Origin of the sequence: Pseudomonas fluorescens, from assembly GCF_001902145.1 — a bacterium.
GTDB lineage: Bacteria > Pseudomonadota > Gammaproteobacteria > Pseudomonadales > Pseudomonadaceae > Aquipseudomonas > Aquipseudomonas fluorescens_BV.
This window is the reverse complement of sequence record NZ_MRST01000023.1, coordinates 374,898-400,812: the sequence shown is the minus strand read 5'-3', so window position 1 is coordinate 400,812 and position 25,915 is coordinate 374,898. Positions and strand designations below refer to the sequence as shown.

25 protein-coding genes are annotated in these 25,915 nt (G+C 61.2%); 12 read left to right on the top strand and 13 right to left on the bottom strand.

Going from position 1 to position 25,915, the window contains the following annotated elements; all coding sequences use genetic code 11:
- Nucleotides 1–4: 4 nt before the first annotated feature.
- Nucleotides 5–1,021, top strand: coding sequence for a 23S rRNA (adenine(1618)-N(6))-methyltransferase RlmF (rlmF, locus tag BUE92_RS13670; RefSeq protein ID WP_073524260.1), 1,017 nt, complete (start codon nt 5–7; stop codon nt 1,019–1,021).
- A gap of 181 nt (nt 1,022–1,202) precedes the next feature.
- Here rlmF and BUE92_RS13665 read toward each other — a convergent pair whose 3' ends face one another.
- On the bottom strand, nt 1,203–1,484 hold the full coding sequence (locus BUE92_RS13665; RefSeq protein WP_003188840.1) for an HU family DNA-binding protein: 282 nt from the start codon (nt 1,482–1,484) through the stop codon (nt 1,203–1,205).
- A 396-nt stretch (nt 1,485–1,880) separates the two neighbouring features.
- Between BUE92_RS13665 and yejK the strand changes: the two genes are divergently transcribed.
- Together yejK and BUE92_RS13655 are read left to right on the top strand one after the other, a co-directional pair.
- Nucleotides 1,881–2,885, top strand: coding sequence for a nucleoid-associated protein YejK (gene yejK / locus BUE92_RS13660; protein WP_003171997.1), 1,005 nt, complete (start codon nt 1,881–1,883; stop codon nt 2,883–2,885).
- Complete coding sequence (locus BUE92_RS13655; protein ID WP_073524258.1) at nt 2,885–3,235, top strand: glutaredoxin family protein; 351 nt, start codon at nt 2,885–2,887, stop codon at nt 3,233–3,235. Before yejK ends, BUE92_RS13655 begins: the two co-directional genes overlap by 1 nt.
- A 129-nt stretch (nt 3,236–3,364) precedes the next feature.
- Here the strand turns inward: BUE92_RS13655 and BUE92_RS13650 are convergent, their stop codons facing one another.
- The 6 genes from BUE92_RS13650 to BUE92_RS13625 form a co-directional block, all read right to left on the bottom strand.
- On the bottom strand, nt 3,365–5,605 hold the full coding sequence (locus BUE92_RS13650) for a TonB-dependent receptor (protein ID WP_143169979.1): 2,241 nt from the start codon (nt 5,603–5,605) through the stop codon (nt 3,365–3,367).
- Nucleotides 5,606–5,759: 154 nt separating this feature from the next.
- Nucleotides 5,760–6,737, bottom strand: coding sequence for a FecR family protein (locus BUE92_RS13645; RefSeq protein WP_073524253.1), 978 nt, complete (start codon nt 6,735–6,737; stop codon nt 5,760–5,762).
- Nucleotides 6,734–7,312, bottom strand: a complete 579-nt coding sequence (locus tag BUE92_RS13640; RefSeq protein ID WP_073524368.1) for an RNA polymerase sigma factor — start codon at nt 7,310–7,312, stop codon at nt 6,734–6,736. The genes BUE92_RS13645 and BUE92_RS13640 overlap by 4 nt, the downstream gene beginning before the upstream one ends.
- Before the next feature lie 10 nt (nt 7,313–7,322).
- Nucleotides 7,323–7,649, bottom strand: a complete 327-nt coding sequence (locus BUE92_RS13635; RefSeq protein ID WP_073524250.1) for a DUF3325 domain-containing protein — start codon at nt 7,647–7,649, stop codon at nt 7,323–7,325.
- Entirely contained in the window at nt 7,649–9,223 is a 1,575-nt protein-coding gene (locus BUE92_RS13630; protein ID WP_073524247.1) for a PepSY-associated TM helix domain-containing protein, read from the bottom strand. The genes BUE92_RS13635 and BUE92_RS13630 overlap by 1 nt, the downstream gene beginning before the upstream one ends.
- Nucleotides 9,220–9,522, bottom strand: coding sequence for a DUF3649 domain-containing protein (locus BUE92_RS13625; protein ID WP_014717062.1), 303 nt, complete (start codon nt 9,520–9,522; stop codon nt 9,220–9,222). Before BUE92_RS13625 ends, BUE92_RS13630 begins: the two co-directional genes overlap by 4 nt.
- 171 nt (nt 9,523–9,693) lie before the next feature.
- On the opposite strand from BUE92_RS13625, the gene BUE92_RS13620 reads away from it, so the two are divergent.
- The 3 genes from BUE92_RS13620 (at nt 9,694) to fecA (ending at nt 13,548) form a co-directional block, all read left to right on the top strand.
- Nucleotides 9,694–10,182 (top strand): sigma-70 family RNA polymerase sigma factor, encoded by a 489-nt coding sequence (locus BUE92_RS13620; RefSeq protein WP_073524365.1) that lies wholly within the window; start codon nt 9,694–9,696, stop codon nt 10,180–10,182.
- Entirely contained in the window at nt 10,179–11,120 is a 942-nt protein-coding gene (locus tag BUE92_RS13615) for a FecR domain-containing protein (RefSeq protein ID WP_073524245.1), read from the top strand. Before BUE92_RS13620 ends, BUE92_RS13615 begins: the two co-directional genes overlap by 4 nt.
- Nucleotides 11,121–11,211: 91 nt before the next feature.
- Complete coding sequence (fecA, locus tag BUE92_RS13610) at nt 11,212–13,548, top strand: TonB-dependent Fe(3+) dicitrate receptor FecA (RefSeq protein WP_073524242.1); 2,337 nt, start codon at nt 11,212–11,214, stop codon at nt 13,546–13,548.
- Nucleotides 13,549–13,669: 121 nt separating this feature from the next.
- Here fecA and BUE92_RS13605 read toward each other — a convergent pair whose 3' ends face one another.
- Complete coding sequence (locus tag BUE92_RS13605; protein ID WP_073524241.1) at nt 13,670–14,542, bottom strand: LysR family transcriptional regulator; 873 nt, start codon at nt 14,540–14,542, stop codon at nt 13,670–13,672.
- 104 nt (nt 14,543–14,646) lie between these two features.
- On the opposite strand from BUE92_RS13605, the gene BUE92_RS13600 reads away from it, so the two are divergent.
- Nucleotides 14,647–16,158, top strand: a complete 1,512-nt coding sequence (locus tag BUE92_RS13600; RefSeq protein ID WP_073524239.1) for an MFS transporter — start codon at nt 14,647–14,649, stop codon at nt 16,156–16,158.
- Nucleotides 16,159–16,214: 56 nt separating this feature from the next.
- Here the strand turns inward: BUE92_RS13600 and BUE92_RS13595 are convergent, their stop codons facing one another.
- Nucleotides 16,215–16,625 carry an HPF/RaiA family ribosome-associated protein gene (locus BUE92_RS13595; protein WP_017526248.1) on the bottom strand — a complete coding sequence of 137 codons (411 nt, stop codon included), beginning with the start codon at nt 16,623–16,625 and terminating at the stop codon, nt 16,215–16,217.
- Between the two features lie 214 nt (nt 16,626–16,839).
- Nucleotides 16,840–17,787, bottom strand: a complete 948-nt coding sequence (locus BUE92_RS13590; protein WP_032893426.1) for a LysR substrate-binding domain-containing protein — start codon at nt 17,785–17,787, stop codon at nt 16,840–16,842.
- Between the two features lie 137 nt (nt 17,788–17,924).
- Here BUE92_RS13590 and BUE92_RS13585 point away from each other — a divergent pair, with 137 nt between their 5' ends.
- The 3 genes from BUE92_RS13585 to BUE92_RS13575 all read left to right on the top strand — a co-directional run bounded on the left by BUE92_RS13585 (nt 17,925) and on the right by BUE92_RS13575 (nt 21,248).
- Nucleotides 17,925–19,301, top strand: a complete 1,377-nt coding sequence (locus BUE92_RS13585) for an L-serine ammonia-lyase (protein ID WP_073524237.1) — start codon at nt 17,925–17,927, stop codon at nt 19,299–19,301.
- 61 nt (nt 19,302–19,362) lie between these two features.
- Nucleotides 19,363–20,652, top strand: coding sequence for a serine/threonine transporter (locus BUE92_RS13580; RefSeq protein ID WP_073524235.1), 1,290 nt, complete (start codon nt 19,363–19,365; stop codon nt 20,650–20,652).
- Between the two features lie 278 nt (nt 20,653–20,930).
- Nucleotides 20,931–21,248 carry a DUF3509 domain-containing protein gene (locus BUE92_RS13575; protein WP_073524233.1) on the top strand — a complete coding sequence of 106 codons (318 nt, stop codon included), beginning with the start codon at nt 20,931–20,933 and terminating at the stop codon, nt 21,246–21,248.
- On the opposite strand, the gene BUE92_RS13570 is transcribed toward BUE92_RS13575, so the two are convergent.
- The gene (locus BUE92_RS13570) at nt 21,245–21,733 is read right to left on the bottom strand and encodes a phosphate-starvation-inducible protein PsiE (protein ID WP_003188808.1); all 489 of its coding nucleotides are present in this window, start codon (nt 21,731–21,733) and stop codon (nt 21,245–21,247) included. The genes BUE92_RS13575 and BUE92_RS13570 overlap by 4 nt on opposite strands.
- A 286-nt stretch (nt 21,734–22,019) precedes the next feature.
- Between BUE92_RS13570 and BUE92_RS13565 the strand changes: the two genes are divergently transcribed.
- A complete protein-coding gene (locus tag BUE92_RS13565) occupies nt 22,020–22,280 on the top strand; it encodes a YebG family protein (protein WP_073524231.1) in 261 nt (86 codons plus the stop codon).
- A gap of 55 nt (nt 22,281–22,335) precedes the next feature.
- Here the strand turns inward: BUE92_RS13565 and BUE92_RS13560 are convergent, their stop codons facing one another.
- The gene (locus tag BUE92_RS13560) at nt 22,336–23,355 is read right to left on the bottom strand and encodes a Glu/Leu/Phe/Val dehydrogenase family protein (RefSeq protein WP_034128675.1); all 1,020 of its coding nucleotides are present in this window, start codon (nt 23,353–23,355) and stop codon (nt 22,336–22,338) included.
- Between the two features lie 187 nt (nt 23,356–23,542).
- Between BUE92_RS13560 and BUE92_RS13555 the strand changes: the two genes are divergently transcribed.
- Nucleotides 23,543–24,346: a SirB1 family protein gene (locus BUE92_RS13555; RefSeq protein WP_073524229.1), complete on the top strand. Its 804-nt coding sequence runs from the start codon at nt 23,543–23,545 to the stop codon at nt 24,344–24,346.
- A gap of 100 nt (nt 24,347–24,446) precedes the next feature.
- On the opposite strand, the gene BUE92_RS13550 is transcribed toward BUE92_RS13555, so the two are convergent.
- Nucleotides 24,447–25,811: an MFS transporter gene (locus BUE92_RS13550; protein WP_073524228.1), complete on the bottom strand. Its 1,365-nt coding sequence runs from the start codon at nt 25,809–25,811 to the stop codon at nt 24,447–24,449.
- Between the last annotated feature and the right edge of the window lie 104 nt (nt 25,812–25,915).

Below are 25,915 nucleotides of genomic sequence, written 5' to 3'. Positions count from 1 at the left end.
CATCATGACCGCCCCCACTACGCCCAAACCTTCGCGCAAGAAGCCTAAAACCGCCGCCACGGCCAAACCCGTCGCGCCGCGCAAAGAGGCCACCCTGCACCCACGCAACCGTCACACGGGCCGTTACGACTTCCCGGCGCTGATCAAGACCACGCCTGAACTGGCCAAGTTCGTGATCATCAACCCCTATGGCAAAGAGAGCATCGACTTCGCCAGCCCGGACGCGGTGCGGGTGTTCAACCGGGCGTTGCTCAAGGCGTTCTATGGCATCCAGCATTGGGACATCCCGGCCGATTACCTGTGCCCGCCGGTGCCGGGGCGCGCCGACTATGTGCATTTCCTTGCCGACCTGCTCGCTAGCGTCAACGACGGCAAGATCCCGCGTGGCTCGATCGTCAAGGTGCTGGATATCGGCATGGGCGCCAACTGCGTCTACCCGCTGATTGGCTATATGGAGTACCGCTGGAACTTCCTGGGCTCAGAGGTCGACCCGATCGCCGTGTCCGCCGCCAAGGCCATCGTGCAGTCCAACGACCTGAGCAAGGTCATCCAGCTGCGCCTGCAACCCAACCCCAAGCAGATTCTGTTGGGCCTGCTGGAGCCGGGTGAGCGCTTTGACCTGACGATGTGCAACCCGCCCTTCCATGCGTCCATGGACGAAGCCACCAAAGGCAGCGAGCGCAAATGGCGCGCCTTGGGCAAGGCCGACCCGAAACGCAAGTTGCCAGTGCTCAACTTCGGTGGCCAATCGGCCGAATTGTGGTGTGAAGGCGGCGAAGCGCGGTTTGTAACGCAATTGATCGCCGAGAGCGCGCATTTTGCCCACAAAGTGCTGTGGTTCAGCACCCTGGTGTCAAAAGCCTCCAACTTGCCGGCGATCGAAACCGCACTGAAAAAAGCCGGCGTGCTGGAAAGCCAGGTGGTGGAGATGTCCCAGGGGCAGAAGCAGAGCCGCTTTGTGGCCTGGACGTTCCAGACCAAGAACGAGCAGCAGATCTGGCGCGAGCGCTGGGTCCGCTGACGCCAACCTGTAGGAGCGAGCTTGCTCGCGAAAAACGCCAGGGCGCCGCGTTCAACCAGGACGGGCGCGTTATCGTTAACGTCTTTCGCGAGCAAGCTCGCTCCTACAGCTAGAAACAAAATCGCAGGCAATAAAAAACCGTGCCCGGATCACTCCGAAGCACGGTTTTTTTTGCTGCGTCTTACTTGTTAACAGCGTCGGTCAGGCCTTTAGCCACAACCAGCTTGATAACTTTCTTGGCAGCGATTTCGATGGCAGCGCCAGTCGAAGGGTTACGGCCAGTACGGGCAGGACGCTCGGTCACTTTCAGTTTGCCAACGCCTGGCAGAGTGATTTCGCCGCCATTTTCCAGCTGATCAGCAACAACTTGGCTCAGTTGGTCCAGCAGAGCACGCACGGTAGTTTTCGGTGCGTCTACTGCTTCAGCCAGGTCAGCGATCAGTTGGTCTTTAGTAATAGCCATTGTGGTGTTCCTTCCCTATCAAATTCATATGGATTGCAGAGTGCAGTGTCAGCCGTCGAGCCCGACCATCATGGCCTGGCATCCCCGGCCATAACCACGGAGATCGGGGTTATAGATGCTTGAAACGGGGATTGGTTCGACCTGACAAATGCTGAATGCACGCTTAACGCCGAGACTTGGCGTAAGACGGGGCAAAACTAGCACAGAGACGGGGAAATATCCGCCTCAACATACCCATTTGGTCAGCTTTATCGCTCTAAACCGTGAAAAAAAGGCATATGGCCAGTCGGAGGGCGTGCAAAATGCCGTTCGGGGCACGTCTTGACCAATGGGTGCGGTACACTGGGCGACTTTTCGGGGAGGCCAACCGCTCCCCTTCAACCAGCCGAGAAGCCTATGCCGATCCGTCATTGCATCGTCCACCTGATCGACAAAAAACCCGACGGCACACCCGCAGTTCTTCATGCCCGCGACTCGGAGCTGTCCGAGTCCGCCGCCATCGAGAACATGCTTGCCGACCTCAACGAGAGCTACAACGCCAAACAAGGCAAGGCCTGGGGTTTCTTCCATGCCGAGTCCGGCGCGCACCCGTTCAGCGGTTGGTTGAAGGAATACTTTGACGGTGGCCAGGACTTCACCACCTTCAGCCGCACGGCGGTAGAGCACCTGCAAAAGCTGATGGAGGAATCCAACCTCTCCACCGGCGGCCATGTGCTGTTTGCCCACTACCAGCAAGGCATGACCGACTACCTGGCCATCGCCCTGCTGCACCACAGCGAAGGCGTGGCGGTGACCGATGAGCTGGACGTGACGCCCTCGCGCCACCTGGACCTGGGCCAGTTGCACCTGGCGGCGCGTATCAACGTCTCGGAATGGCAGAACAACAAGCAGTCCAAGCAGTACATCTCCTTCATCAAAGGCAAGAACGGCAAGAAGGTCTCGGAGTACTTCCGCGACTTTATCGGCTGCCAGGAAGGCGTCGACGGCCCGGGCGAAACCCGCACCCTGCTCAAGGCGTTCAGTGACTTCGTCGAAAGCGAAGACCTGCCCGACGAGTCCGCCCGCGAGAAAACCAAGACCCTGGTGGATTACGCCAGCAGCCAGGCCAAGCTCGGCGAACCCATGGGCCTGGAGGAGCTCTCCGGGCTGATCGATGAAGACCGGCCAAAAGCCTTCTACGACCATATCCGCAACAAGGACTACGGCCTGTCGCCGGAAATTCCGGCCGACAAACGCACCCTCAACCAGTTCCGCCGCTTCACCGGGCGCGCCGAGGGCCTGTCCATCAGCTTTGAAGCGCACCTGCTGGGCGACAAGATCGAGTACGACGAAGCCGCCGGCACCTTGATCATCAAGGGTTTGCCCACCCAACTGACCGACCAGCTCAAGCGTCGAAACTGATGCTGGGCGGGGTGCTCAAGAAAGTCCTGCTGGTATTGCTGGTGGTGGTTGCGATCCAGAACTGGGGCAAGGTGGAGCGGCTGTTCAACCCGTCCCAGGTGGCGCCCGAGCACGTACGTGCCTCTGCGCGGGTGGTGCTCTATGCCACCGAGTGGTGTGGGTACTGCAAACAGATCCGGCGTTTCCTGGACCAGAAGGGTATTCCATACCAGGCCTTCGATATCGAGAAGGATGCCCAGGCCCGCAAGGCGTATGAGGCACTGGGCGGTGGTGGAATTCCGTTTGTGGATGTGAACGGGACCTTGATTCGCGACTACAACCCCGAAGCAATCATGGCCGCCCTGAAGTAACAGGCACGGCACAACCACTGTGGGAGCGGGCTTGCTCGCGAATGCGGTGTATCAGTCGCCAGATGCTTAGACTGAACCACGGCATTCGCGAGCAAGCCCGCTCCCACAAAATCTCATTTCACATTGGGCTTAGAAGTTGGCCTCCAACGACACCATCGCCGTGCGCTCTTCACCCACATTGTAATACGCCGTGCTCGCCCCCAACCCGTTGACCGGGGCCGAGTTGAACGCCACGGTACGCGCCGAGCTCAAGTATTGCTTGTCGAACACGTTGAGCATCGAAAACCGCAGCGCGGCCGACTTGATGACCTTCTTGTCCACCGGCAAATAAATACCCGCGTTCAGGTCAAACACCGTACGGCCTTCGATCTTCTCCTTGTTGGTCAAATCGCCGTAGAAGCTGCCAACGTACTTGCCCGCGATATTCCCGTAGAATCGCGAATCGTCATACCCGAACACCAGGTTGAACATGTTTTCCGGCACGTTGGCCAATTGCTTGCCCGAGGTCGGCAACAGTACGTTCTTGCTGAGCAAATCATCCTTCTGCTCAGACTGGGTGTAGGTATAGGACGCGTAGTAATTGAAGTTGTGCGGCAACAGGCCGCTCCATTCCAACTCCAGGCCTTTGTTATCGACAGTGCCGACGTTGAGCACCATGTAGTCACCGCTGGCGTCGGTGGTCGAGACCTGGCGATCCTTGAAGCTGATGTAGAACAGGGTCGCGCTCAGGGCCATGTCATCTTCGGTGTAGCGCCAGCCCAGTTCCTGGTTCCAGCTCAGCTCGGATTTGAGGCTGACGGAATCGCCCTTGTTGTACAGCACGTAGTTGGGTGGCGTGCGCATGTTGCGGGTGACGTTGTAGAACGCCTGGTTACTGTCGTCGACCTGATACTTGGCGCTGAAGTTGGGCAGGAACTGGTGGTAACGGGTGTTACGTTTTTCCGGTGTGTCGTACAGGCTGCCGAGGTTGTTACCGTCACGCTCGACATACTGGTAGGCCAGGCCAGCGACGAAACTCAGGTCGGGTGTGGCTTGCCAGTTGTCCTGTATCCAGAGCTTCTGCGCCGGAGTAACGGTGTAGTAGTGGCGGCCCTGGACCGTAGCGCCGTTTTTGTCGACCACCTGGCCGCCGCTGTTGTAGTCACCCCACACATCGTCGGGGGCACCTTCGTTGTTAATGCCGATAAAGGGCTGGGTCTGGCGCTGACGTGCGCGTTCGTACCAGTAGCCGTAGTCCAGGCTGTGCTCTTGGTTGATGTCCCACTTCATTTTCGCCGTGAAGCCGGGGCGCCAGGTTTCGGTCCACGAAGGGCGGTAATAATTGGCCGATTGCAGGTTACTCAGGTCGTAGTTGCCAGCCTTGTCGGACCGGGGCCCCAGGTTGGAAGCCGTCTGGCCGCTGAAGCTGCCACCGTTGGCCCAGTAGTAGTACGGCGTGAGCGTCAGCGACAAATTGTTCTGCAGTTGCCAGCGCTGGGTCAGTGTGGCGTTGACGCTTTCGAACGGGTTGCGGTTGAGCTTGTAGGACGCAGACAGCAAACCTGCCTTGTACACCGGGCTTTGCGCGTAATCCTTGCGCCGCCCTTCGGTGTCGAACTGCGCTTTGCTCAGGCTGTTGTAATTGTAGTTTTCCTGCTTGTTGTACTTGATCGTGGCCAGTGTGGAGTTGCCGTTCTCCCCTTCAAACAGGCTGCTCCACTCGATTTTGTCGCTGCGCAGAGTGCCCTTGCCGCGCCACTTGTCACCTTCCAGGTGCGACGCCGACACCCAGGTTTTCAGGCCCCCCACATCACCGGTGTTCGCTCGCACGAAGGTCTTGCGCAGGGCGTTGGCACCGACGATCTGTTTGGCGAAAACCCCGGCGTCCTTGCTCGGCCGAATGGTGATCATGCCAATGTTGCCACCGCTGGACCCGATGTGCGGGCCGTCTGCCTCGGAGGAACCCTGGGTGGCGAACACCTCAGCCAGGTTTTCCGGGTCGCCCAGCTGGTTGGAGTACACGCTGTAGTTGCCCGAGTCGTTGATCGGTACGCCGTCCACCGACACGCCGACCTGGTCGGAACTCATGCCGCGCATGGTGAAGGTGGTGCCGCTGGTGCCGCTGGCGTCATCGCTGGAAACGTTGATGCCCGGCGTGTACTTGAGCTTGTCGATGGCGTTGGCGGTGGCCGACATTTCGTCCATGGCTTGCTTGGTCACCGTCGAGCGCGCCTTGGCACTTTCTTCGAGAATCATGTGGCCGCTGCCAAGGGTTTGCTTGCCGGCGATGTTCACCGAGCCTACATCCTGGGCATCATCGGCCAAAACCAGCGGCGCAAAGCCGCCCAGGCCCGACGCCAGAAGCAGGGCATAAAGAGTGTTGTGGTTCACGTGTAGATCCCTTACTGACATTGTTGTGTTGTATGGGGCAGATGCGAGCTTCCTGACCACTTGTTCAGGAACCAGGGATGATCCACGGCACGTGTAACCGTTTGGTGACAGGTTGTGGTGATTGCGATGAAGGTTCGATGAAGGCGCCGCGGGCCTAGCGCAGCACAATCATGCGGCCCAACAGACTGTGCTGTTCAAAACCCAGCACCGCTTGCAAGGCGTTCAAGACCGCTACAGGGTCCTGGTTCGGAAAGCTGCCGCTGACACGCTTGGCGGCCATGTCCTCGTTAAGCAGAAGAATTCGACCTGGGTAATAACGCCTCAGGTCCTCGACCACATCGGCCAGCGGTGCCTTGTAGTAGTTGAGCCAACCCTCGCGCCAGGCCAGGCGCGATGCGCTGTCGACCCCATGCAAGGGATCAGCGACGCCATGGGCGTAGGCCACTTGCTGGCCCGCCGTCAGCACCTGTTGCTGGCCCTGTTTGGAGGGCGTCACGCCCACCCGGCCGGACAACACGGTGACCTGGGCCCCGTCAGGCTGCAGACGCACTTCAAACTGCGTTCCCAGTACCCGCGTTTCACCGCCGCTCGCTTCCACCACAAAGGGTTGGCCGGTGTGGGTCACGCTGAAAAAACCTGCACCACGGCGCAGTTGGATGTGCCGTTCACCCTGGCTGAAATCCACGGCAATGGCGCTGTCGGCGTCGAGGGTGACCGTGGATTGATCAGCCAGGGTGAAGGTCTTCACCTCCCCCGGCGCCGTCACATAGTCGGCGCCCCACTCATCGACCCAGCGCGACGGCTGCCAACCGGCGCCCATCGACACCATCAACAGCAGGCAGGCGGCGACGGCCAAGGCACCGGACCAACGCGCCGCCCGGGAGCGTTTAGAGGCGTTGATCTTATTGAGGTAGCCCTGCAAAGCCAGCGCGTCTTCATCGGCCAGCGTACGCGCCGGTACTTCGCTTAACTCCCAGAGCACCTGGGCTTGGGAGTAGGCCTCGACGTGTGCGGGATCCGCGCGCAACCAGCGGCTGAACGTGGCCTGGTCGCCGCTGCTGGGCTGGTCATGCAGCAGGCTCAGCCAATCGAGCGCGGCCTGTTCCTGGGCGGGCGTGGGCGTGACGTTCACGGAGCTTTCCCTGGCATGCGTGGAGGCGATGGTTCGCGAAGGCTGGCCTTGCAGGCTTGGAGGGCGCGCATCATATGTTTTTCCACGGCGCTTTGGGACAGGTCCATGGCCTTGGCGATTTCTGCGTACTTGCGCCCGTGGATACGGTTAAGCAGGAAAATCTGGCGGGTGCGTTCGGGCAAGCTGCGCAAGGCGGCTTCGACATGGCGCAGATCATTGCCCGCCTCCAGCGCCGCCTGGGGTTCGCAGCCTTGGTTATCGGATTGTTCGGGGAGCCAGCCTTCGTTGCTGCGTGCCCGCGCGCCTTCGCTGCGCAGGTGATCGATAGCGATGTTGCCGGCGCAGCGCAGCAGGTAGGTGCTCAGCTCTTCGACCTGCACCAGCGGGCGACGCCAGAAGCGCAGGAACAGGTCCTGCACCAGGTCGGCTGCCGTGGCGCGGCAACCGACGCGGCGGCTGACTAACGCCTCCATCTGCGAACGCTGGGATAAAAACACCTGCAGGAAATGTGCGCGTCCACCGGCCGCCTCCGCGTGCGGACTGTCCTGGGGTTGCGGCGGTGGGTTGATCCTCATCATGGCCGGCTCAAGACAGGGCGAACGCCGCAACAGGGCTGGCCAATAGGCCGAGACCCGCGAGCATCAAGGCCAGCCTTGGCCGATACGGCAACAGCAACACCAGCAGCAAGGCGCTGAGCATCAACACCGCGCACCACTCAACCAGGCCCTGACCCCAACCAGCGCCAAGCACGGCCGGCCAGATCGACACGACGAGCAATAACCAGCCACCCACCCGCAGCCCCAGGCGCCGAGTGGGCGTGGGTTTGCTGTGCAGCAATTGGCCATAATGACGGTCGGTGGACAAGCACAGTGCCATGAACCCGGCGTAGCACATCAATAGCGCCAGGAGCATCAGTGGGCCTGCTGCTTGAGCGTCAACCCGCGGGCACGTTCAGCCTTGGGTTGTGGCGCGCTGCGGTGGTGCATCTTCCAGGCTGCCCAGGCGAGAAACATGCCGCAGGTCAGGCACGTCAGGTCGAAGCCGGCCATCGCCCAGTCGCCGCTCGGCACGGAGACACCCAAGTGGTGCGAGGTGGTGATGGCGTTAAGCAGTGGAATGGCGGCAAACAACAGCGCGCCGAGGCTCAGTTGCTCGACCCAGCCCTGGCGACCGCGCCGCAGCAAGGCGTGCAACAGGCTCAGGCCCCAGGCGATAAAGAACGCCTGCACTTCCCAGTCGGAACGCTCGGAGAAGCTCACCGGCAACAGGCGGTTAGCCCAGAAAAACGCCGCAATGGCGATCATCAATCCGGACATGCTGGCGATATTCAGCACCTCCACCAAGCGCAGTTCAAAGGGCATCACCGAAGCCTTGGCGTGTTTGAGCTGGCGTTTGCCCAGCCAGATAACCAAGCCTGTGCCGATCATCGCCGTGCCCGCCAGGCCGCAGATAAAGTACAGCCAGCGCAGCACCGGGCCGGCGAAATGGCCCATGTGCAAACCATAGAAACTGCCACCGATGGCCGTCGCCAATGACGGCTCGGCACTATGTCGCAACAGCTCGCCGGTGGTGCCGTTGAACGACAGGGTACTGCCGGAGGCATGCACCACGCTGTCGGAGCCGGCGCGAGACACATTGACCGAGGCATTGGCATCGCCGGGGTTGTTGACCGCCACACGCCCCACATGCCCGCCCGCCCACTGCTCCCGCGCCTGCTGGTACATCGGCATCAACGGCAGCAGTTTGCCCGGCTGGCCGAGGGCCGGCGCATTGTCAGTAGCGGGGAACAGCTCACTGAAAAACGCCCGGCTGTCGTCGCCATAGGACGCCACGATGGGCGCAGGCATGACCATGCTCATAAAAATCACCAGGCTGCTGTAGGTGATCATCAGGTGAAACGGCAGCACCAGCACACCCACCGCGTTGTGCCCGTCCAGCCAGGAGCGCTGACCTTTGCGTGGGCGGAAGGTGAAGAAATCCTTGAAGATTTTCTTGTGGGTGATGATGCCGGTGATCAGCGCAACAAACATCACCATGGCAGCGATGGTCGACAGCCAGCGGCCCCACGGGTAAGGCATTTGCAGCTGGAAGTGGAAACGATAGAAGAACTCGCCGCCCTTGCTGTCGCGGGCCTGCACCGGTTGGCCGGAGACCGGATCGAGGACTTTCTGGATGAAGGTACCGCGCTTGCCGGGCTCGACCTTGTCTTGCCACATCACCGACAAGCCGGGGTCGCGGTGGGTCGGCAAGGTAATGAACCAGCGCGCCGCGGTGGGCGCCTGCTGTTGCAGGTAGTTTTGCGCCACGGCGAGGCTGCGCCCATCGTCCAGGGGATGGGCCTGCACTTCAGGCTGCATCCAGTGGGTAATTTCATCTTTGAAATAGGCCAGGGTACCGGTCAGGAAAATCGCGAACAGCAGCCAGCCGAAAATCAAGCCTGCCCACGTGTGCAGCCAGGCCATGGCCTGGCGAAAGCCCTCTTTCATGTGCGAGCCATCCAAAAACCGATGCCGGCCAGGGTGGCCAACAGTGCGCTCGGCACCATCACCCCTGCCCAGGCACGCCATGCCGTGCGGCAGGCAAAACACCAGAGCACCGCCAGCAGGTAAAACACAAAGGAACTCATCATGCCGGTGACCACCGCATCGGCACGTGAGGTAGGCAGCCAGAGCGCCAGGCAAATAGCGGCCAGGGAGGCCATCAAATAACCGCCAATCACTGCCGCCAGCACGCGTGAGGTGACGGCAAGGCGGTAGGAAACGGGCAATGAGGTTTTGCTTTTCATGCGGCAGGCGCCTGGTTCATCAGCGCGCAATATTAATGATAAATATTCTCATAAGCAAAAGAGAACGGATGAATCGCCCGCCTTGGCCGATTGCCGAACCTTGTCATGCACCCTACAATGCGAACAATTCTTGTTCTCTAAAGCATATCGAATGCTTGCGGAGTGATCGCGTTGCAGCCGTCCAATCCCGTCGAAGTGTTGTACAACGACCATCACCACTGGCTTACCGTCTGGTTGCGACGCAAGCTCGGCTGCCCGGACAACGCCGCCGACCTGGCGCAAGACACCTTTATCCGCGTGCTCAGTGCCCGGGAATCGGCAACGCTGATCGAGCCGCGCGCCTTCCTCACCACCGTGGCCAAGCGCGTGTTGTTCAACTTCTACCGTCGCCAGGACCTGGAGCGCGCCTACCTTGAGGCCTTGGCGCAGACGCCCGAACACGTGGCGCCGTCGGAAGAAGACCGCGCAATCATCCTGCAGACCCTGCTGGAACTGGACCAACTGCTCGACGGCTTGCCCAAGCAGGTCAAACGCGCCTTCTTGCTGGCCCAACTCGATGGCCTGACCTACGCGCAAATCGGCGCGCAACTGGGCATCTCCATCGCCACCGTCAAACGCCACCTGACCAAAGCGGCCATGCGCTGCTACTTCGCCCTATGAACGTCTCCAGCCAAGTCGCCGAACAAGCCGTGCACTGGTTGCTGGAAATGCAGCAAGGCGCGCTCAACCCACGCCAGCAGGCGGCCTGGCAGCAATGGTTGAATGCCCACAGCGAGCACCAACGCGCCTGGGAGCAGATCCAGCGCGTCAACCAACGCCTGCGCGGCGTGCCCTCGCCCCTGGCCCATGCGGCGTTGAACGCCCCCACCTCCAGCAGCCGGCGTCAGGCGCTTAAATTGCTGTTGATTCTGGGTGCCGGTTCGGCCGCCGCCTGGAGCCTGCGCCAGCAACATATCCTGCCGCCGCTCACGGCTGACTATCGCAGCCCAGTGGGCCAGCGCCGCACGGTGCAATTGGCCGACGGCAGCCAGTTGCAGCTCAACACCGGCAGCGCGGTGGATGTGCATTTCGACGGCCAGCAGCGCCTGGTGCGCCTGCTTGAAGGCGAAATCCTGCTCACCGCCCGTGCAGGCCAGGCGCCCTTGCGCGTGCTGACCGGCCAGGGCCTGCTCAGCAGCCAGGCGGCGCGCTTGAATGTGCGCCAGTTCAACGACCACACCCAACTGGCGGTGCTGGCCGGCCAGGTCGAGGTGATGCCCAACCGCTACAACGGCCTGGCGCTGAGCGTCGATGCCGCGCACCAAGTCAATTTCACTCGCAAAGGCTGGGACTCCCCGCGCCCTACCGACGCCAACAGCGGCGCCTGGGCCGACGGCATGCTGGTGGCGGCACACATGCGCCTGGAAGACTTCCTCAATGAACTGGGACGCTACCGTCGCGGCCAGCTCCATTGCGATCCACAAGTCGCCAACCTGCTGCTGTCCGGCAGTTATCCACTGGATGACAGCGAACGCATCCTCGACCTGCTGGAAATCAGCCTGCCGGTGAAAGTGCGGCGCTTTACGCGTTATTGGGTGACCGTGCAGGCACGCGTCTGAATTTATTTTACTTTTGTGTGAGCCGTTTTCCGCACCTGGCGTGACAGAGAAGGAAAGCCCCCTTGATCCTTCCTTCTCAGGACCGCCCTTCATGCCCCAGCACCCGATGCTTCTCGCCCGTACCCTGCGCCAACTCCTGCTCGGTGCCAGCCTCAGCCTGACCGCACTGCCGGCGGTGATGGCGGCCGACGCCAAGGCTTACCACATTGCGCCGACCACCCTGGAAGCGGCCCTGAATCAATTCGGTCGCGAAGCCGGCGTGCTGGTGTCCTTCGGTTCCGCCGTGACGGCCGGGATGCAAAGCCCTGGATTGTCGGGCAGCTACAGCGCTGCCGAGGGCTTGCAAAAACTACTGGAAGGCACTGGCCTGCAAGCCCGCGCCGAGGGTGACAACGCCTACAGCCTGCAACCGGCTGGCGCCCCCGCTACCCTGGAGCTGCAGACCTCCAACGTGGTCGGCGACTGGCTCGGTGACGCGGCGCAAACCAACGTGTTCGAACACCCCGGTGCCCGTGATGTGATCCGCCGCGAAGAGTTCGAACGCCAGGGCGCCACCCAGGCCCGCGATGTGCTCAACCGCATCCCCGGCGTCAACGCCCCGGATAACAATGGCACCGGTAGCCACGACATGGCGCTGAACTTCGGCATTCGCGGGCTCAACCCGCGCCTGGCGTCGCGCTCCACGGTGCTGATGGATGGCATCCCGGTGCCCTTCGCGCCTTACGGCCAGCCGCAACTCTCCTTCGCGCCGATCAGCATGGGCAATATGGATGCGGTGGATGTGGTACGCGGCGGCGGTGCGGTGCGCTACGGCCCGCAAAACGTCGGTGGCATTGTCAACTTCGTCACCCGTGCCATCCCGGATGCGCCAACGGTCAAGGGTGGTTTACAGACCGAGACCAGCCCCTCCTCCAGCCACGACGGCTTCAAGACCACCGGCAATCTGCTGGCCGGCGGCACCGCCGACAATGGCCTGGGCGGCGCACTTCTGTACTCCGGCACCCGCGGTGGCGACTGGCGCGAAAACAGCAACACGCGTATCGATGACCTGATCCTCAAGGGCAAATACCAACTGGACGACGCCAACAGCTTCAACGCCATGGCGCAGTACTACGAAGGCCAGGCCGACATGCCGGGCGGTTTGAACGTCAAGGACTACAAGGCTGATCCGTACCAGTCCACCCGCCCCTATGACAAGTTCTGGGGCCGCCGCACCATGTTCAATGTGGGCTATCGCTACGAGCAGGACCGCCGCGAATTCACGGTCAACAGTTTCTTCACCAAAACCTTGCGCAGCGGTTATCTGGACCAGGGCAGTTTCCTGTCGCTGTCGCCACGGGAATATTGGGTACGCGGCCTGGAAACGCGCTTCGCCCAGGGCTTCGACCTCGGGCCTACCAGCCATGAAGTGGGTGTGGGTTACCGCTATATCAATGAAGCCGGCCACGAGCTGCGTTACCGCACACCAATTGCCGCCAACCAGCAGATCCCCACCACCAACAGCCGCAACGACCGCGACACGCGCGGCGGCACTGAAGCCAACGCGTTCTTCATCGACGACCGCATTGATATCGGCAAGTGGACCATCACCCCCGGTGTGCGCTACGAGATGATCGAGTCCCAGCAGACCAACAACCTGAGCAACGTCAAATACAAGGGCGACTACAACACCGCACTGCCAGCGCTGAACGTGCTCTACCACCTCACCGATGATTGGAACCTGTACGCCAACACCGAAGGCTCGTTCGGCAGCGTGCAATACAGCCAGATGCCCAACCGCGTGAACAGCGGCGAAGTGAAACCGGAAAAAGCCCGCACCTGGGAACTCGGCACGCGCTATGACAACGGCAACCTGCGTGCGGAAATCGGTGCGTTCCTGATCAACTTCGACAACCAGTACGACAGCAACCAAACCAACGACACCGTGATCGCCCGCGGTGAAACGCGTCACCAGGGCATCGAGTCGAGCATCAACTACGCCCTCGACGGCCTGAGCCCGGCGCTGGCGGGGTTTGATGTGTACGCCACCTACGCCTATGTGGATGCGACCATCCGCGAAGACGGCCCGAACAAAGGCAACCGTGTGCCCTTCTCCTCCAAGCACAAAGGCACCCTCGGCGTGGGTTACACCGAAGGCCCATGGAAGCTGAATGTCGACAGCAGCTACCAGAGCAGCCAGTTCGCCGACAACGCCAACACCCAGGCCGAAAGCGCCGACGGAGCCAATGGCCGCATCCCCGGCTACATGCTGTTCAGCAGCCGCGCAGCCTATGACTTCGGCCCGCAGTTGTCGGATTTGAACGTGGCGGTGGGGGTGAAAAACATCTTCAACAAGCAGTACTACACCCGCTCGTTCGACGACAACAACAAGGGCAAGTACGTGGGTGAACCGCGCACGGTGTATGTGCAAACTTCTATCGCGTTCTGACCGCATTTTGTAGGAGCGAGCTTGCTCGCGAAAAACTCACAGGCGCCGCGTTCATTCAGCAAGCACGCGTTATCGTTGAGGTTTTTCGCGAGCAAGCTCGCTCCTACAGATGATTTTCAGTCTAGCTACCCGCCAGGCAACTCGGGGTGGCCGCCACCAACGCGTCAATGGCACACCGCGTCTTGGCCGGCATATGCGCCGCGGTCGGCCAGATCACATGGATCGGCGCAGGTTGCTCACGGTAGCTGGGCAGCACGGCCTGCAACTGCCCGCGCAGCGCATAGTGGGCAATCAACCAACTCGGCAACCAGGCCAGGCCCACGCCCGCGATGGTGGCATCGGCTACGGCCTGGAGGTCATCCAAGATCAGGGGCGAAGCCAGCCGCGAGCGATGTGCTGTGTTGCTGCGATAGCCGATACCGCGATGGGTGGACAAGTCGTCGATACTGTCGATGCGCGCCGTGCGCTGCAAGTACGCCGGGGACGCCGCCAGGCCCATGACCTGCTGCCCCAGGCGCCGTGCACTCAGGCGGTCGGTGTCCGGCAACGGGCCGATGCGCACGGCCATATCGAAGCCTTCCTGCACCAAGTCGATCATGCGGTCGGAAAAACACATGTCGATTTCCAGTTCCGGATAACGATCCAGCAAGGCCCACAACGCCGGCGCGGCATAGTGATGACCAAACGCCAGGGGCACGCTCACTCGCAAACGCCCGCGAGGTTGCTGGCGGCCGCTTTCCAGCACGGACTCGGCGGCCTCCAGCTCCGCCAAGGCGCGCAGGCAATGCTCGTAGTACGCCTGCCCGTCCTCGGTTAACCGCTGGCGCCGGGTGGAACGCTGTAACAGGCAAGTGCCCAAGCGCGCTTCCAGCCGCGCCAAGCCCTTGCCCACCGCCGAACGCGTGAGGTTCAGGCGTTCGGCGGCTTCGGTGAGATTGCCGCTTTCGACAATCTGCAGAAAGAGTTCGACGCCATCAAAACGTGGGGTAGCCATGCTTAATTGTCGCCCTTTGTTCCCTTATTGATGGAAAAGTTGTCGCCAATAAAGAACCTGATTCCCGAGAGAATAGCCCCTCCCGCTCTCGAAAGGAATGTCGTATGCCACGCGCCGCCGCACTCTCGGCCCTCACTCCCCCGCGTACCGCCAGGAACGGCCTGGCCCTCACCGCCGTCTGCCTGGTGGCCCTGATGTTCGGCCTGGAAATCTCCAGCGTGCCGGTCATCCTGCCGACGCTGGAACAGGAACTGGGCACAGGCTTTCAAGACGCCCAATGGATCATGAATGCCTACACCCTGGCCTGCACCAGCGTGCTGATGGCGGCGGGCACCTTGGCGGACCGCTTCGGTCGTCGGCGTGTGCTGGTGTTGTGTCTGTGGGTGTTCGCCCTGGCCTCGCTGGCCTGTGGCTTGGCCAACGATGCGCCGACACTGATCGCGGCGCGTTTCGTCCAGGGCATTGGCGCCGGGGCCATGATGATTTGCCAATTTGCGATCTTGTCCCATCAGTTCCGCGAACCGGCAGCGCGGGCGCGAGCGTTCGCAATATGGGGCGTGATCGCTGGCGTGGGCCTGGGTTTCGGGCCGATGGTGGGGGCCTTGATCCTGGCCGTGGCGGACTGGCGCTGGGTGTTCCTGGCGCACGTACCGCTGACCCTGTTCACCTTGGCGTTGTTGCATATCAGCGTGCAGGAGTCCCGCGACCCGGCCAGCCATCGCCTCGACATTGCCGGCATGCTGACCATGACACTCACGGTGTTTGCGCTGGTCTATTTCATCACCCAGGGCAGCGAAATCGGCTTTGGCACACCGGCGATGCTCGGCTGGGCCGGCCTTTCAGTCTTCGGGCTGCTGCTGTTTATCTTGATTGAGCGGCGCAGCGCACACCCGATGTTCGACTTCTCGGTGTTCCGCATCCAGCGTTTCAATGGCGCGTTGATGGGCTCGATCGGCATGAACTTCAGCTTCTGGCCGTTCATGATTTACCTGCCGTTGTACTTCCAGGCGGGCCTGGGTTACGACACGCTGACCACCGGCGCCGCCTTGCTCGCCTACACCTTGCCCACTTTGCTGGTGCCGCCGCTGGCCGAACGCCTGGCCCTGCGTTTTGGCGCCGAACGCATCATTCCCCTGGGCCTGGGGGCAATGGGCGCAGGGTTCATGGGGATGGCCGCCGTTAATTACGCCGAACAACCCAGCACGGCGCTGGTGCTGCTCAGTTGCGTGATCGCCGGTATCGGTCTGGCGTTGACCAATTCGCCGACCACCAACACCACCACCGGCTCCGTCTCGAATGACCGCGCAGGTATGGCCTCGGGCATCGACTTCAGCGCGCGACTGATCACCCTGGCGCTCAATATCGCGCTGATGGGCCTGGTGCTGTTGTTGGGGATCAGCCACAACCTGGCCCATGTGTTGCCTGACAGCACGGCACTGGAGTGGGCAAGCCTCAGCCAGCATATTGCCGCCGGCAAGTTGGATGCGCCGGGGCTGACCCTTCTCGATGCGCAAACAGCGCTGCGCAGCGGCGCCGGTTGGGCCATGCTGTTTGCGGGCTTGGGCGCCTGCGGGCTGGCGCTGCTGAGCCGGCATTTCTTCCGGCGCGAACGCTGAACGAAAAACGGGCCTGCATGTGCAGGCCCGTCTTCAGTGGGGGAATGAAAAAACAATCAGCCGTTAATGACAGCGTTTTCGTTTTCCAGGAATTCCTCTTCCAGCGCGTCTTCATTCACTTTGTTGATTGGCTGGTTTTTACCGGCAGCGCGCGGCTTGCCTTGCAGTTTGCCAAACAGATGTTCCAGTGCGTGGTCGAGCTTGGTGGCCGCGCCATCGATCGCTTGTTCCAGCGTATCGGCTTTGTGCAATACCGAAATCGCTTGATGGCCTTTTGGACGGGCTTCCAGACGGCAACTTAAATCGTGGGGGCCGGGCTTGTCGCCGTTCTCGTCCCGCAGGTAGACCTCTACACGGGTCAGGTCTTCTTCATAACGTTCGAGCGTGCTCTCAATGGTAGTACGTACCCACTCCTCCAGTCGGATGCTGCTTTCAATATGGTTATCGCTATTGACTTGGATTTGCATAGTTCTTCCCTTATTTCAGCTAGCTCGCCAGAGGTCACAAACTGCAACACCGGGGGTGGTGAAACCATGACCTCTTGATTACACAATTGAGCACCTGCTGAAACAATTCAAGTCCTTTGCAAAGATAAATCCTACATTACAAATTAACCCTGACGACGAGCAAAAACGCTGTTAGGGTGGGGAGTTAGTTACATCTTCTTACGCCCTGCGAAACTCACAATTGCCCCTCTCCCAACGGGTGCAACCCGCGAAAAATCCCCGCTTCCTCCACCAGCCAGTCATGCACCGCACGCACGCCCGGATGGTTCAACGCCCCCGGCGCATACAGCAGCACGTAGCGTTTATGGTTGGGCACCGCCAGGCCGAACGGCACGATCAAGGTGCCGCGCTCCAGTTCATCATTCAGCAAGGTGCGCCGCGCAATCGCCACGCCCATGCCGGCGATGGCGGCTTCAATGGTCAGGTGGTTGCGGTTGAAGGTGTGCCCGCGCCGTACGTCGGCCCCGTGGTAGCCGATGGCATTGAGGTAAAACTCCCATTCGGCATATTCATAGCTCCCACGCCAGGCCGTGATGTCGTGCAGCAGCGGGAAATGGGCCAGGTCCGCCGGGCCATGCAAGGGTGGGCGGCCACGCAACAGGCTGGGGGCGCACACCGGGAATATCTGTTCGTCCAACAGGGCTGTGGATAACAACCCTGGGTAGCTGCCGTCGTTGAGGTCGATGGCCAGGTCGAAGTCGCCTTCATGCAGGGCGATGCTGCTGTCTTCGGCGACCATGCGTAGTTGAATGTCCGGAAAACGCTGCTGAAAGCGCGGCAGACGCGGGGTCAGCCACTTGCCCAGAAACGAGGGAATCGAACGCAGGCGCAAGGTGCCGCTGATCATCCCGGCGTCCAGACGCTGCAATTCGGCATCAATGCTGCCATAGGCCTCACCCACCACGGCCGCAAGGCGCTGCCCCTCGGCGCTGAGTTCAACTCCTCGCGCACGCCGATGAAACAGCCGAAAGCCCAGGCGCTCCTCCAACTGGCGAATCTGCTGGCTCACCGCTCCCGGCGTGATGTGCAGTTCCTCGGCGCAGCGGGTGAACGACAGATGCCGTGCAGCGCAGGAAAACACATGCAACCAGACATAGGTCTGGCCGTGGAGGGGGCGGGTCATAGCGTTTAGTCCTGCTAAAGGGTGTCTTAGGATAATTCGTTGGTCAGTGCCGAGCCAGAGGCTCAGTATCGCGCCAATTCCGCCTGCTCTACAAAACATGGCAGCGATTTCTACTCCATTGCTTGTAAGGCTTTAGCATGGCTATCAGTGTTTTCGATCTATTCAAGGTGGGCATCGGCCCTTCCAGTTCCCACACCGTCGGCCCGATGCGCGCTGCCGCGACGTTCGCCCAAGCCCTGACCGACCAGCATTTGCTCAGCCAAACCCGTCGCGTCGAAGTGCGCCTGTATGGCTCGCTGTCCGCTACCGGCGTCGGCCATGCCACCGACCGCGCCTGTGTGATGGGCTTGATGGGCGAATGGCCAGACCGCGTCGACCCCACCTCGATCAATGCGCGTATCCAGCAATTGCGCGAGTCCGGCCGGCTGTTGCTGGCCTGCCAACAGGAGATTGCCTTCAACTGGCACACCGACCTGTTGCTGCTGGACGAAAGCCTGCCTTACCACCCCAACGCCATGTCCCTGCATGCCTACGGCGACAGCGGCCTGCTGAGCGAACAAACCTATTACTCGGTGGGCGGTGGTTTCATCATCGAAGCCGCCGAAGCCGCATCAGGCATTGCGCCGACCAGCGACGTGCAACTGCCCTACGACTTTTCCAGCGCCGTAGAACTGCTGGCCTTGTGCAACAAGCACGGCTTGCGGGTATCCGAACTGATGATGGCCAACGAACGGGCGTGGCGCAGCGACGAAGAGATCCGCAGCGGCCTGCTGCATATCTGGTCGGTGATGCGCGAGTGCGTGGAGCAGGGCCTGCGCGATGAAGGCATCCTGCCCGGTGGCCTGGACGTGCCACGTCGCGCAGCGAAGTTGCACCGCTGCCTATTGGAAATCGGCAAGCCCAACGTGATCACCTCGACCTTGTCGGCGATGGAATGGGTCAACCTGTTCGCCCTCGCCGTCAACGAAGAAAACGCCGCCGGCGGGCGCATGGTCACCGCGCCGACCAATGGCGCGGCCGGGATCATCCCCGCCGTGCTGCACTATTACATGAAGTTCAACGCCGACGCGTCTGACGACGATGTGGTCAACTTCTTCCTGGCCGCCGCCGCCGTCGGCATCCTCTGCAAGAAAAACGCCTCTATCTCCGGCGCCGAAGTCGGCTGCCAGGGCGAAGTGGGCTCGGCCTGCGCCATGGCCGCTGCTGGCCTGGCCGATATCCTCGGCGCCACCCCGGAGCAACTGGAAAACGCCGCAGAAATCGGCCTGGAACACAACCTCGGCCTGACCTGCGACCCCGTCGGTGGTCTGGTGCAGGTGCCCTGCATCGAGCGTAATGCCATTGCGGCAGTCAAGGCGATCAACGCCACGCAGATGGCCCTGCGCGGCGACGGCAAACACTTCATCTCCCTCGACCGGGTGATCCGCACCATGCGCGATACCGGCGCCGATATGCATGACAAATACAAAGAAACTTCACGGGGCGGCCTGGCGGTCAGCTGGGTGGAGTGCTGATCGGAGCACTGCTACCCGCCCCAACGTGAGCCCGCGCAAAAATAATAACGAGGCAATACCGATGACTGATGTACGTACACCTGCTGCCGAAAATCCCGATGTCAGAGAAAACACAGTAACCACCGGCTGGACCAAACACGACACCACCTGGATGCTCGGCCTCTACGGCACCGCCATCGGCGCGGGCACCCTGTTCCTGCCGATCAATGCCGGCGTCGGCGGTTTCTGGCCGCTGATCGTGCTGGCACTGCTGGCCTTCCCGATGACCTTCTTCGCCCACCGTGGGCTGACGCGCTTTGTGCTGTCGGGCAAATCCGGCGACATCACCGAAGTGGTCGAGGAACACTTTGGTGTCGGCGCCGGCAAGTTGATCACCTTGCTGTACTTCTTTGCGATTTTCCCGATTCTGCTGGTGTACAGCGTGGCGCTGACCAACACCCTGGGCAGTTTCATGGAGCACCAATTGCACATGGCGCCGCCGCCCCGGGCGATTCTGTCGCTGGTGCTGATCCTCGGCCTGATGGCCATTGTGCGTTGCGGCCAGGGCGTGATCGTCAAGGCCATGAGCGTGCTGGTGTACCCCTTCGTTGCCGCCCTGTTACTGCTGGCGTTCAGCCTGATTCCCAACTGGAACGGCGCGTTCTTCGCCTCCGCCAGCGAGGGCATGCCCCTGCCGCTGTTCTTCAAGACGTTGTGGCTGGCGATCCCGGTGATGGTGTTCTCGTTCAACCATTCGCCGATCATCTCCGCCTTTGCCGTGGACCAGAAACGCGTCTACGGCGCCCAGGCCGAGCGCAAAAGCAGCGGCATCCTGGCCACCGCCCACGGCATGATGGTGCTGACGGTAATGTTCTTCTGCTTCAGCTGCGTGCTGGCACTGTCACCGGCTGACCTGGCCGCTGCCAAGGCGCAGAACATCTCGATCCTGTCGTACCTGGCCAACCACTTCCAGACGCCGGTGATTGCCTACGCCGCACCGTTGATCGCGCTGGTGGCGATCACCAAATCCTTCCTGGGCCACTACATCGGCGCCAGCGAAGGCTTCCAGGGCTTGATCGTCAAATCCCTGCGCGGGCGCAATCGCTCGATGTCGTCCAAATGGCTGGAGCGTTGCACCGCGTTGTTCATGGTGCTCACCTGCTGGGCCGTGGCCACTTTCAACCCGAGCATCCTGGGCATGATCGAAACCATGGGCGGGCCGATCATCGCGTGCCTGCTGTTCCTGATGCCGATGTACGCCATCCGCCGCGTGCCATCTTTGCGCCAGTATTCAGGCCAGCTGTCGAATGCATTTGTGGTGGTCATCGGGCTGGTTGCGCTGTCTGCGATCGTTTTTTCTGTGATGCCCTGAATTAGCTCACTGATCTCCAAAAACAGCACAAAAAAATGTGGGAGCGGGCTTGCTCGCGAATGCGGTGTATCAGCCAACAAATACTTGGCTGAAGGACCGCATTCGCGAGCAAGCCCGCTCCCACAATTGGATCTCTGTGCCGGGTAAATCACTGTACGGCACGGCCCTTGCTGTAGAGCTTTTGAGGAAAACGGAATTTGGCCGGTGGTCAGGCAATGCGAACTAATCCCGACACCGGCCGTCAATGACTGCATGTTCTTATCAGGCGGTAACCCACCATGGACAATCCTTTTCAGATCATCACCGACACGTTCAGCCCCCAGTACCGCGTCAACCTGAGCATCCAACGGCTGGACGGCAGCATCATGCTCACCCTCTCGGACGAGACCGGCGTGGTGGCCAAGCGCATGATCAGCGCCGAACAGCGCAACGACCCGCAACGCCTCAGGCGCCTGGTGCAAAGCATCCAGTTCGGCATCGCCATCGAACAGGGCCACAGCGCCGTGGAAATCCTGGAGCTGATGACGGATGGCGACAGCCACAAACTCCTGCAGCAACCGCCCGCCCGTACCCTGCCCTTCAGCGTGGGGCTTTAAAGCTCGCCCTTCTCGGTCTCCAGGCTCGCCTCGCCCTTGCGACGCGGGCTTTCGACCTTCACCGAAGGGAAGGCCGACGAGGCGTAGCGCACCACCAGGATCGCAAACGCCAACAGCAAAATGCCGCCGCACAGGTAGATGATGCCCACATCCGGCGGGTTGTGATGGGACACGTTGGAGATCAGCAAACGCGTGAGCGCGGTGATCGCCACGTAAATCAGGAAGCGCACCGGCATGTGGTTGGTCTTGAAGTAAATCCCGACCATGGCGCCCAATTCCAGGTAGATGAACAACAGCAAGATGTCATCGATCTTGATGTGCCCGTTCTCCAGCATCCCCAAAAATTCCATCACCGCCGCCCAGGCGGTCACCGCACCAATGGCGAACAGCGCCAGGTAATGGAACGACTCGACAAACAGATTACCCAGTGACTCGGCCAGCCCGTGTACTTGCTGACGCAGCCTTTCGGCCCAATTGATTTTCACGATGATGCTTCCTTAGGTCGGCTCGACCGGATAATGCGGGGTGGACGTGACGGTTGTTCTGCATGCAGAAAAAAGGCCAGCACTGCCATGAGATGATGGCTCGGTGGCATGAGGCACAGAAATCCGAGCCCTTGCCCCAATGAGCGTTTGCGCTGTAGCAAACGCCCATTTCCCAACTACATTAAAAACCTACTATCCAAACCCCGACGTTTGGCTTATCCTTTTCGCTGTATATAAATACAGTAGTCGCAAAAGACAACTATCGTGAAGGCATGTGAGGTGGTGAATGGCCGTCGAAGTGGTATACCGCAGCAGCCGAGATCTGGAGCGTTTGTTCATGGATAAAGCCGAAGCTGACCGTCATGACAAGATGCTTGAACTCGCTGAGTTGCTGGCAGAAGTGTTGCAAAAAGCCGTGCCGTCGTTGAGCGAGCAGCAGGTGGAAGAAGCCGGGATCTACATGGCGAAGAACCGCGATGTATTTGCCAAGGCGTTCAAGAGCCAACCGGATGCGCTGTCCGAGTTGCTGAACTCGGTAGCAGAGTAAAGCCCGAATTGAACAGGCCCTGAATCATGGATTCAGGGCCTTTTTAATGCCTGGCCTATTTGTACAGCAGGCGTTCGGCCAGTTCATCGGCCACCCGTGCGGGGGAGCGTTTTTCGGCTTGGGCGTGGGCAAAGATTTCGGTCAGGCGGCTGCCGATGTTCGACAGGTGCGCGGTGATGCCCGGCAGGTCGGTGCCGGCGTGTTTGAGGGCGACGTAGATCAGCCCGCCAGAGTTGATTACATAGTCCGGTGCGTAGAGGATGCCGCGGCCTTCCAATTGGTCGGCGATGTCCAGGTTGGTCAGTTGTGCGCTGGCCGAACCCGCCACGGCGGCGCAACGCAACTGGCCGACGCTGTTACGGTTGAATACGGCGCCGACGCCGCAGGGTGCGAGGATGTCGCAGGGGGTGCTGAGCAAGGCGTCGTTGGCAATCGGGTGGGCGCCCAATTGCTCCATGGCCAGTTGCACCTTGCCGTGGTCGATGTCGCTGACCAGCAGCTCGGCACCCGCGGCGTGCAGTTGTTCGGCCAAGGCGTAACCGACGTTGCCCAGGCCCTGCACCGCCACGCGCAGGCCCTCGAGGTTGTCGCTGCCCAGGCGCGCCATGGCGGTGGTGCGGATACCGGCGAACACGCCCATGGCGGCATGCGGCGCGGGGTCGCCGGCGGCGGTGGTGCTGGTGACAAAGCGGGTGTTCTGGGCGATGCAGTCCATGTCGGCGACCGAGGTGCCGCTGTCGATCGAGGTGATGAAGCGGCCGTCAAGTTTTTCCACACAACGGCCAAACGCCTCGAACAGCGCCGCACGGCTTTCCACGTGTACGGGGCGGATGATCACCGCCGTGCCACCGCCCACCGGCAGCCCGGCCAGTGCCGCTTTGTAGCTCATGCCTTGCGCCAGGCGCGCGGCATCGGCCACGGCCGTTTCGTCGTTAGGGTAAGCCAAGTAACGACAGCCACCCAACGCTGGGCCCAGGCGACTGTTGTGGATGGCGATGATCGCCTTCAAGCCGGTCACCGGATCAACGCTCAGGTGCAGCGATTCAAGGCGGGTGCTGTGCATGAGCGCAAACATCAATGAGCTCCCGAATCACTTCTGGTAGTGGGCCAAGTATAGGCTTGCGGCAGAAAACTGCTGGATTGCGCTGGAATAAGCCGCGCGTTTTCGTGGGATCTACGACATAAGAGCGTGGGATATCTCTCAAGATGCTGGACGAAAATTCGCAGCAAGGCTAAAACGGGGGCATACGCCGGAGAACTCAATGAATCCCCGCACCGCCTTTTTTGCCTGCCTGGACCGTTCACCCCCCGCGCTGTTTGAAGCCGCGCTGTGGATTGCTGCCGAGCATGACGCCAGCGTGCAGCCGGCGCTGATCCTGCACGACCTTGGCGCGCTACAACAACAGGTCAGCCTGGGCATGCCCCTGCTACCGGCGGATGAACTCGGTCAGCCGCTGCTGCGGCGCATGAATGACCTGGGGTTTGCCCAGGATGATCATACGCCGTTGCGCCCTGCCGCCGCGCTGTTGGACAAAGTGCTGCAACGCAAACGCGGGCAACCCTTGGCCATGGGCCTGATCGCACTGGAGATGGCAAGGCGCCTGGATATCCCCATGGTCGGCGTGAACTTCCCCGGGCACTTCCTGCTGCGGGTACCGGGTGCCGATCATCTGTTGGACCCTTGCGGCGGCCGGCGCCTGTACCCTAACGACTGTCGCGAGTTGCTGGCGCGCCAATACGGGGCGAAGCTGAAATTGCAGGCCGACCACCTGCTGACCGCCGAGCCACGGGCCATCCTGCAACGGCTGTCGCGCAACCTGCGCCAACTCTACCTTGCCAACGACGAGCCACTGGCCGCCCTGGTGGACGCCGAGCGCGTACTGGAACTGGGCAACGCCAGCGCCTCCGACTACCTGGCGCGCGCCAGCCTGTATCAGCGCCTGGACTGCCCGAGCGCCGAACGCTTCGACCTGGAACATGCCCTGCTGCTCAGCGAAGACCCGATCCAACGCCTGCGGCTGACCGAGCGGTTGGGGCACCTGCCACCCAATTCAGTAGTGCACTGACTCCCTGTAGGAGCGAGCTTGCTCGCGAAGAACGTCAACGATAACGCAGGCATCCTGGTTTAACGCGGTGTCCTTGCGTTCTTCGCGAGCAAGCTCGCTCCTACAGTGAAGGTTTGAGGATGTCGCCGGGCAGCGGCTCCTGCGGAGTAGTGGAACCCGGCGCCCGCACTTGAATAATCAGCAGCGCCGCAATCACCGCCGGAATCGCGCAGAAGAAAAAAATCTGCTCGACCGGTATATGCATCGCCAACAACAGGCTGCCAAACAGCGGCCCCAGAATCGATCCGAACCGCCCCACACCCAACGCCCAACCCGTGCCGGTGGCGCGTACGTGCGCCGGGTAGAAGTTGCTCGCGAAGGCATTGAGAGTCAGTTGCCCGCCGATGATGCAGAACCCGGCAGCGAACACGCAGGCCACCAGGTAGCGTGGGTTGTCGTGGTTCAAGCCCAGCAGGATGGTGCACAGCGCTGCCGCCGCCAGCACGCCGGACAGCAGCCGCACTTTGCTTTTCAGACGGTCGGCAAACCAGGCCATGAGGATGGCGCCCAAGGTGCCAGCGAACAGGAACATGGAGGTGACCAGGTTGGCTTCGTTCAACGCCAGGCCGCTTTCGAGCAATAGCGACGGCAACCAACTGATCATGAAATACAGCAGGATCAGACTGACGAAAAAAGTCGCCCAGATCAGCAATGTCGGGCGGGCATAGCCGTTGCGAAACAGCTCCACCACCGTCAGTTTGCTGCCCTGCTCCTTCAAGTTTTCCGCTTCGGTCGCGGGCGGTGGCTGCCAGTCGGGCAGCATCCGCGCCGTGACTTTGCGCAACCGCAGATAGGGCGGCGCATCGCGCAACAGGCGCGGCAAGGATTCGGGCAACAGCCATACCAGGAACGGGAACAGCAGCAACGGCGTCACACCACCCGCCAGGAACACCGCCTGCCAACCAAAACCATCGATAAACCCGGCCGCCACAAAGCCGCCTGCCGCGCCGCCGAACGAGAAGCCGCAGGCCGCCAGGGTCACCATCAAGGTGCGCATCCGCGGCGGTGAGTATTCAGACATCAACGCCATGGCACTGGGCATCGCACCGCCCATGCCGATCCCGCAGATAAACCGCGCCGCCATCAACGTGGTCAGGGAATTGGCGAACACCATCAATACCGTGAGGCTGGCGTAGATCAGCACGCACGCCAGCAGAATACGTCGCACGCCAAACCGATCCGCCAGCGGTGTCACCAGCAGCGAGCCCAGGGTGAGGCCCAGCAGGTTGGCGCTGAACACGGGGCCGAACGCGGCTTTTTCCAGGCCCCAGTCCTGGGCCAGCGCCGGCACTACATAGCCCAGCACCTGGGCGTCATAGCCATCGGTGACCAGTAGCAGTGCCAGCAGCAGGAGAATCAACCATTGGTAGCGCGACACCGGACGGGCGTCGAGTGCCGCGCGAAAGCTGGCAAGCTGATTGTGCATCGCAAGGTACCTTTATTTTTTTATTAGGTTGGCACGATCAAATGTGGGAGGGGAAAGCCCTAATGCCAGTGTAGGAGCGAGCTTGCTCGCGAGAAACTCGTAGG

Coding starts and splice junctions, on each gene's coding strand:
- rlmF (WP_073524260.1), top strand. CDS start 5: ATGACCGCCCCCACTACGCCCAAACCTTCGCGCAAGAAGCCTAAAACC.
- BUE92_RS13665 (WP_003188840.1), bottom strand. CDS start 1,484: ATGGCTATTACTAAAGACCAACTGATCGCTGACCTGGCTGAAGCAGTA.
- yejK (WP_003171997.1), top strand. CDS start 1,881: ATGCCGATCCGTCATTGCATCGTCCACCTGATCGACAAAAAACCCGAC.
- BUE92_RS13655 (WP_073524258.1), top strand. CDS start 2,885: ATGCTGGGCGGGGTGCTCAAGAAAGTCCTGCTGGTATTGCTGGTGGTG.
- BUE92_RS13640 (WP_073524368.1), bottom strand. CDS start 7,312: ATGAGGATCAACCCACCGCCGCAACCCCAGGACAGTCCGCACGCGGAG.
- BUE92_RS13635 (WP_073524250.1), bottom strand. CDS start 7,649: ATGCTCCTGGCGCTATTGATGTGCTACGCCGGGTTCATGGCACTGTGC.
- BUE92_RS13630 (WP_073524247.1), bottom strand. CDS start 9,223: ATGAAAGAGGGCTTTCGCCAGGCCATGGCCTGGCTGCACACGTGGGCA.
- BUE92_RS13625 (WP_014717062.1), bottom strand. CDS start 9,522: ATGAAAAGCAAAACCTCATTGCCCGTTTCCTACCGCCTTGCCGTCACC.
- BUE92_RS13615 (WP_073524245.1), top strand. CDS start 10,179: ATGAACGTCTCCAGCCAAGTCGCCGAACAAGCCGTGCACTGGTTGCTG.
- fecA (WP_073524242.1), top strand. CDS start 11,212: ATGCCCCAGCACCCGATGCTTCTCGCCCGTACCCTGCGCCAACTCCTG.
- BUE92_RS13605 (WP_073524241.1), bottom strand. CDS start 14,542: ATGGCTACCCCACGTTTTGATGGCGTCGAACTCTTTCTGCAGATTGTC.
- BUE92_RS13600 (WP_073524239.1), top strand. CDS start 14,647: ATGCCACGCGCCGCCGCACTCTCGGCCCTCACTCCCCCGCGTACCGCC.
- BUE92_RS13595 (WP_017526248.1), bottom strand. CDS start 16,625: ATGCAAATCCAAGTCAATAGCGATAACCATATTGAAAGCAGCATCCGA.
- BUE92_RS13590 (WP_032893426.1), bottom strand. CDS start 17,787: ATGACCCGCCCCCTCCACGGCCAGACCTATGTCTGGTTGCATGTGTTT.
- BUE92_RS13585 (WP_073524237.1), top strand. CDS start 17,925: ATGGCTATCAGTGTTTTCGATCTATTCAAGGTGGGCATCGGCCCTTCC.
- BUE92_RS13580 (WP_073524235.1), top strand. CDS start 19,363: ATGACTGATGTACGTACACCTGCTGCCGAAAATCCCGATGTCAGAGAA.
- BUE92_RS13575 (WP_073524233.1), top strand. CDS start 20,931: ATGGACAATCCTTTTCAGATCATCACCGACACGTTCAGCCCCCAGTAC.
- BUE92_RS13565 (WP_073524231.1), top strand. CDS start 22,020: ATGGCCGTCGAAGTGGTATACCGCAGCAGCCGAGATCTGGAGCGTTTG.
- BUE92_RS13560 (WP_034128675.1), bottom strand. CDS start 23,355: ATGTTTGCGCTCATGCACAGCACCCGCCTTGAATCGCTGCACCTGAGC.
- BUE92_RS13555 (WP_073524229.1), top strand. CDS start 23,543: ATGAATCCCCGCACCGCCTTTTTTGCCTGCCTGGACCGTTCACCCCCC.
- BUE92_RS13550 (WP_073524228.1), bottom strand. CDS start 25,811: ATGCACAATCAGCTTGCCAGCTTTCGCGCGGCACTCGACGCCCGTCCG.